Origin of the sequence: Pseudoalteromonas sp. 20-MNA-CIBAN-0454 (assembly GCF_040308685.1) — a bacterium.
Lineage (GTDB): Bacteria > Pseudomonadota > Gammaproteobacteria > Enterobacterales > Alteromonadaceae > Pseudoalteromonas > Pseudoalteromonas nigrifaciens.
Genome location: NZ_JBEOOB010000085.1, coordinates 1 through 1,359 on the forward strand (window position 1 = coordinate 1; position 1,359 = coordinate 1,359).

6 tRNA genes are annotated in these 1,359 nt (G+C 40.1%); all 6 read right to left on the bottom strand.

Annotated features, from left to right (window positions below):
* Positions 1 to 138: 138 nt before the first annotated feature.
* The 6 genes from AAEZ22_RS18010 to AAEZ22_RS18035 all read right to left on the bottom strand — a co-directional run bounded on the left by AAEZ22_RS18010 (position 139) and on the right by AAEZ22_RS18035 (position 1,359).
* Positions 139 to 214, bottom strand: a tRNA-Val gene (locus AAEZ22_RS18010).
* A gap of 150 nt (positions 215 to 364) precedes the next feature.
* Positions 365 to 440: transfer RNA gene (locus AAEZ22_RS18015), tRNA-Val, on the bottom strand.
* A 158-nt stretch (positions 441 to 598) separates the two neighbouring features.
* Positions 599 to 674, bottom strand: a tRNA-Val gene (locus AAEZ22_RS18020).
* A gap of 151 nt (positions 675 to 825) precedes the next feature.
* Positions 826 to 901, bottom strand: a tRNA-Val gene (locus tag AAEZ22_RS18025).
* Between the two features lie 156 nt (positions 902 to 1,057).
* Positions 1,058 to 1,133: transfer RNA gene (locus tag AAEZ22_RS18030), tRNA-Val, on the bottom strand.
* Positions 1,134 to 1,283: 150 nt separating this feature from the next.
* A tRNA-Val gene (locus tag AAEZ22_RS18035) sits at positions 1,284 to 1,359 on the bottom strand.

Consider the following 1,359-nt stretch of genomic DNA (forward strand, 5'->3'; position numbering starts at 1 on the left):
TACTTAGTTTGATACCTGCGACCCTCGCCATTCGTTATAAAGGGCGGCGATGCTCTTTTTCTTTCAACTGAGCTAATCACCCACATATAAAATAGGTATAACGCTTAATTAAATGCTTTAAACATTTAAACTGTAATTTGGTGGGTGATACTGGACTTGAACCAGTGACCCTCGCCTTGTAAGGGCGATGCTCTCCCAACTGAGCTAATCACCCAAATTACATTATTAACTATCAAGGGTGATAGTTAACACTGGACTTTAACCAGTGAACACTGCCTTTACTTATAAATAGCGGCGATGCTCTCTTTTTTCTAACTGAGCGAATCACCCATTTAGATTTTTGTAATATACACCATTTTAAAAATGGTGGGTCGTACTGGACTTGAACCAGTGACCCTCGCCTTGTAAGGGCGATGCTCTCCCAACTGAGCTAACGACCCATATTACATGCTACTACCTATACAGATAGTACTGGACTTTAACCAGTGAACTTCGCCATTACTTGTAAGTAGCGGTGATGCTCTCTTTTTGTAACTGAGCTAACGACCCATATTAAAATTTTAAAACGAGACTATTATATAATCATAGGTTTTATATGTGGTGGGTGATACTGGACTTGAACCAGTGACCCTCGCCTTGTAAGGGCGATGCTCTCCCAACTGAGCTAATCACCCACATATAAATTAAAACGCTACTATTAAAATAAATAGTACTGGATTTTAACCAGTGAACACAGCCTTTACTTGTAAATAGCGGCGATGCTCTCTTTTTTCTAACTGAGCTAATTACCCATTTAGATTCTTGTAATATACACCATTTTAAAAATGGTGGGTCGTACTGGACTTGAACCAGTGACCCTCGCCTTGTAAGGGCGATGCTCTCCCAACTGAGCTAACGACCCATATTACATGCTACTATCTATAGATAGTACTGGACTTTAACCAGTGAACTTCGCCATTACTTGTAAGTAGCGGTGATGTTCTCTTTTTGTAACTGAGCTAACGACCCATATTACAATTTTAAAACGAGACTATTATATAATCATAGGTTTTATATGTGGTGGGTGATACTGGACTTGAACCAGTGACCCTCGCCTTGTAAGGGCGATGCTCTCCCAACTGAGCTAATCACCCACATATAAATTAAAACGCTACTATTAAAATAAATAGTACTGGACTTTAACCAGTGAACTTCGCCGTTGCTTATTAGTAGCGGAGATGCTCTCTTTTTCTAACTGAGCTAATTACTCATATAGAAATTTAGATGTGAACACTTATAAAAAGTGGTGGGTGATACTGGACTTGAACCAGTGACCCTCGCCTTGTAAGGGCGATGCTCTCCCAACTGAGCTAATCACCC